The sequence below is a fragment of the Endozoicomonas sp. ONNA2 genome (assembly GCF_024606365.1).
GTDB lineage: Bacteria > Pseudomonadota > Gammaproteobacteria > Pseudomonadales > Endozoicomonadaceae > Endozoicomonas.
Genome location: NZ_JAHHPO010000583.1, coordinates 1 through 4,656, shown reverse-complemented (window position 1 = coordinate 4,656; position 4,656 = coordinate 1). Strand labels below are relative to the sequence as shown.

The 4,656-nt window shown below is 50.9% G+C and carries 2 protein-coding genes; both read left to right on the top strand.

Annotated features, from left to right (window positions below; all coding sequences use genetic code 11):
* On the top strand, positions 1 to 1,186 hold a 1,186-nt coding region (locus KDK14_RS10230; RefSeq protein ID WP_257265001.1), incomplete at its 5' end, for a hypothetical protein.
* A gap of 184 nt (positions 1,187 to 1,370) precedes the next feature.
* Positions 1,371 to 4,460, top strand: a complete 3,090-nt coding sequence (locus KDK14_RS10225) for a hypothetical protein (RefSeq protein ID WP_257265000.1) — start codon at positions 1,371 to 1,373, stop codon at positions 4,458 to 4,460.
* The last annotated feature ends 196 nt before the right edge of the window (positions 4,461 to 4,656 follow it).

Here is a 4,656-nt window from a genome sequence, read left to right as displayed (position 1 = left end):
CACTATCCTCACGGTGTTACAGCATTATTACCGTCGCCCGGGACCGGAGCGGGTGATTGCTGCCAGCCTGAACCCCTTCTTGCCGGATATGTGGAAGCAGTATCACTCCTGCAGTGATGTTCTGCGGGCCAGGAACAATGGGCTCTGGTATATGGAATTGCTGGAGAATTGCCGGGTATATTCTTTTCATCCACAAGAAAGAAGCCTCCTGGCGCTGGCCATTATGTATCATGATGCCGCGACTGTAGACGTCGACAAACCAGCAGCAATAACAAAGTCAGCTGAATACTTCAAACGGGACCTGGCCGAACACTTCCCGGAACAACTGCTGAATGATATGGCACTGGCGATGGTCAGCATGGCAAACGAGGTCAATGGTAAAGCTGATCAGAACCTGTCTGAATCTGTACGCTGGTATCTGCGCGTATTGCGCTTTGCTGTTCGTATGGACCGCATCAGGCTGAAGGCTGATTTTCCCGGATTGGCAGTGACTCAGCATAAAAACCCTGCATACCTTGACCTGCCGACGCAGTTGGTCAGCCATTTTTCCAGCGACCCTGACCACAAAACTGAATTCCAACGGCATCTGGAAGCCGCTATGCACGGTGCAGCTGACCTGGTGCAGGTAACCAATGACAGTACAGACAAGCGCGATAATCCTTACACCCAAGTTTTCGCTCTGGCGCCTGATGTCGAAATAATTACCAGACAATTTGATCGGACAGCTGAGCCGCTGCAGAGAATGGACCAATTCATTAATGATAACGTTCGGCGCGAAATAGCTCAGATGGCCGGAATTATTACCTGTTCAGACCCTGACCACCAAGCCTGCAAGGCTGACCGAAGCAAGGGAATCACTTATGGTATTCATAACAGCTGGTACGATCTCCAGCAGGTGGCGGTTCCGGCCGGAATGACGCCGTTGGAAAAGATGCAGTACCGACATGACCCATCGCTGTTGAGCCCGGCAACACAACAGGCATTGGCGGAAGAGGTGCAGCGGCTGAAGAGCAAGGGTATACAGATGAATCCGGGCACCTTGACGCAGGAAACGCTGGCTACCAGGGAAGCCCGAAAAGTGCTGAAGGAGCGCGGTATTACCGTGGTCAGCGAGAAGCGTACTGTCTGCACCGACAATGGCAAATTGAGAAAATGGCCAATGCTGGTGCCAAAGAAGATCGCGTAGCTTGATTGAGGGAATGCCAGCTGGTTGGCATGAGCAATCCTTTAATCTTGATATGAAAAAATGCAATAAAAGGCGGCGGGTGTTTATGCCAATTCGACCTTCTGAATGTTACCCGAAAAGGTGGAATATCTGGAACTTTTTACCAGTGAGACAGTCTGATAAATACTATTATTGGAACGTCATCATGAATGCTCTGAGCGTAAAGACCTCTGCCTGCCTCAACTCCCAACCACAACCTGGCACGCAGTCGGTGAAGGCCAGTAGTCAATGGACAACTACCGAACCCACCAAACTGCTAGCCCCGCATCCTCGGGAGGGTGAGCGACGAGAACTACTTCTGGCCGCCCAGAGTGGCTCCCTGGCGATTCGACGCATTGATTTTTGCAAAGAAAAACCTTACTTGACTGGCAAGGGTACACCAAGACCCTTCAGCCTCGCCCTGCCGGGGAGGATGACGCCCACTGCCCCCCTGCTGGAAGGATATGGTGAATGGATGATAGGCATTGTTAATCCACAATGCCTGTATGTCTATAAACATCATGTGGGGACACAGGACCTGAAGCGGTATGACTCTGACGCCGCTCCGGAAAACCTGGCGGAAAACCTGAAAGTAAAACTACTACCTGATCTACAATCGTTGCTTGATAAACGTGTTGAGTATGCCAATCGAAAATGGGACGTTTATCCTCTTGCCACCTCAGGACATCTGCTAGCAAACGGGACGTTCAGTTTGCCAAAACGTAAATTCAGCGATGCCACCCTCTCACATGATTTCCCGGAACTGGTGTTAACCCACTATGGCAAAGACGACATCAAATGCTTTTGTGTTTACCACGATACGCAGACCCATATCGCCGATATCCTGCACGACAAGCTTCAATGTGAAGAGCAACTAGCGCTTGAACCGTTGCCTCTCGTTGTTTATTGCCACCGCACAGGTTCCGTACAGGTCTATTTTGATGATGAGCTAAGTCTGCCCCCGGAGCTGATTGGGCGTTCTCTGGGTAATTTCGCGTTCTCACAAAACCTGGATCCGATCCATTTCAGAGCCATGTTGAATCTGCTGCCAATGCCTGTACGGGCAGAGGTACTGAATTCAGAATTGAATGTCTCACCGCAAGCCATGCACACCTTGCAACAGGCCATCGAACTGGTGAGTACCCCCCTTTGTTGCAGTTATGAGAAGCTTCTGGAACTAAAACAGAGCGGCTTGCCCATTCACCAATCTTTTTTTCATAAAGGATGCGTTACTTCCTTGCTTGAAATGCTTCTGCTCAGAGTGTTTGTCTACAAAAGTCATGAGCAAACCCAGAAACAGGTTGAAACAGCTTACCGAATCTTTCTGCTGCTGTTGCACAGTGGGGCAAGCCTCACGAAAGACATGTGCCAGTCATGCATATACTACCAGATGACTATGCTGCGCAGCTTTCATACAATGCCACTGGACATAATAAATTGTCTGCTGGTTGTCTTTAGCCCATTGGAATGCCTGACTCTGCTCCACCTGAGAAGGTTACCTTTGACCGTCTGTCCGGGAGCGGTTGTTGAATTTGACCGCATTTGCCAGAAGCTCAGTCCACAGCAGCGGCAGAACGTTCTGGAAGAAATAATAAGAGAATATGGGCTGGATCCCAGATCCCCGACTCTCGACGTCGTCCAGTCCCAGTTGCTGGTTCTGTTTCACTACGAAGCTTGCCCGGACAAACAGATTCTGCACGGGGTTAAAAGATTCCTGGAATTCGATTACGGTAAGAAAAAGAATGTTATTGGTCATTTTTCTGTGGCTGATTTTATCGAATGGGTTGAGACACTATGGAAGCAACGGGAAACGTATCCTTTTTTTCACAATTGGCCAAAGCATGTCCAGTGGGCGGAGCAGGAAATTGCGGTCCTGAAACAATCCCTCCCTCTGGAGGATTCTGGCGCATCGGCGACACCACCGGCAACCGAAACACCAGCGGCATTACAGTTTGTGGTAAAAGCCTTCAGCAAACCGCCGGTCCTGCCCGATCCTGTCGGCGATAATGAACCAACCATCCTGACGGTATTGCAGAATTATTACCGTCGCCCCGGACCGGAACGAGTGATCCAGAGCCTTGGCTGCAAAACCATGCCAACCGTGTGGAAACCGGAGCACAGCTGCAGTCACGTCCTGCGGGCCAGGAATAACGGGCTCTGGTATATGGAATTGCTGGAGAAATTTCAGCAGTGTTGCCTGAGAGAAGATGAGAAAGAACTCCTGGCGCTGGCCATTATCTACCACGACGCTGCTGCCGAAGATGTGGCCAAATCAGCGGAAGAAACACGTTCAGCTCACTACTTCATGGGGGACCTGACCGGGCGCTACCCCAAACAGCTGCTCGGTGATATGGCACTGGCGATGGCCAGCAAGGAAAACGATGTCAATGGTGGCGATGCGCCCAACCTGTCGGATTCTGTGCGCTGGTACCTGCGCATATTACGCTTTGCGGATCGTATGGACTTTATCCGTGGTTGTTGCGGGATCGGGGCTGATTTTCCCGGATTAACGGCGACTCGACACGAAGGTTTTGACGCCAGACGCCTTGACTTGCCCCCACAGCTGAGCAATGAGTTTACCTCCGGGAACAAAACTGAATTCCAGCGGCATCTGGAAGCCGCCATGCACGGCGCGGCTGATCTGGCGCGGATAACCACGCAACTGCAGGATCATCGCAAAAAAGACTATATCAAAGTCTATGGCCTGAATGACCTCGGCGGCTCCGGGATCTCTGAAAAATTTGAATGGACATCTGAGCCAGTGCAGAGAATGAACCAGTTTATTGATGACAATGTTCGGCGCAAAATTGCCATGGAGGCCGGAATTATCGTCTGTTCAGACCCCGGGCACCAAGCCTGCAAGCCAGACCAGAACAGAGGGATCACTTATGGTATTCATAACAGCTGGTATGATCTGCGCCAGGTGGCGATTCCGGCCAATATGACACTGCTGGAAAAAATGCAGTACGAACATGACCCGTCGCTGCTGAGCCCGGCAACCAAACAGGCATTGGCACAAGAGGTGCAACGGCTGAAGAACAACGGTATACGGATGAATCCGGGCACCTTGACGCAAAATACGCTGGATTCGGCGAAAGCACAGGATGTGCTGAAACGGCGGGGTATTGCCGTGGTTAGCGAGAAGCGTCCCTATTGGACCGACTATGACCTCTGGAAAGAGCGGAAAATACTGGTGCCAAAAAAGATAAGGAAGCTTGATGTTCACAGTACGGTAACGGATCAGGGAGAATCATAAGGGCAGGCAATGCGCCTGATTTTTGCAATAAACCACGAATTCTGAACCATAATTATTCCAGCCAGAGCGTTACTGAGAGCATCTGCAATCCTGTCTGGCTGTTCTGTCCCGTTTTCCTGTCAGGTCGATAGACCAGGAGGTTGTCCGAGAATAGCGCCCGTAGCGAGGATGGCAGAAAATTGAGGATAAAAAGTCG

What these genes read in the sequence shown, in the direction of transcription:
- KDK14_RS10225 (WP_257265000.1), top strand. Translation starts at nt 1,371, where the DNA reads ATGAATGCTCTGAGCGTAAAGACCTCTGCCTGCCTCAACTCCCAACCA.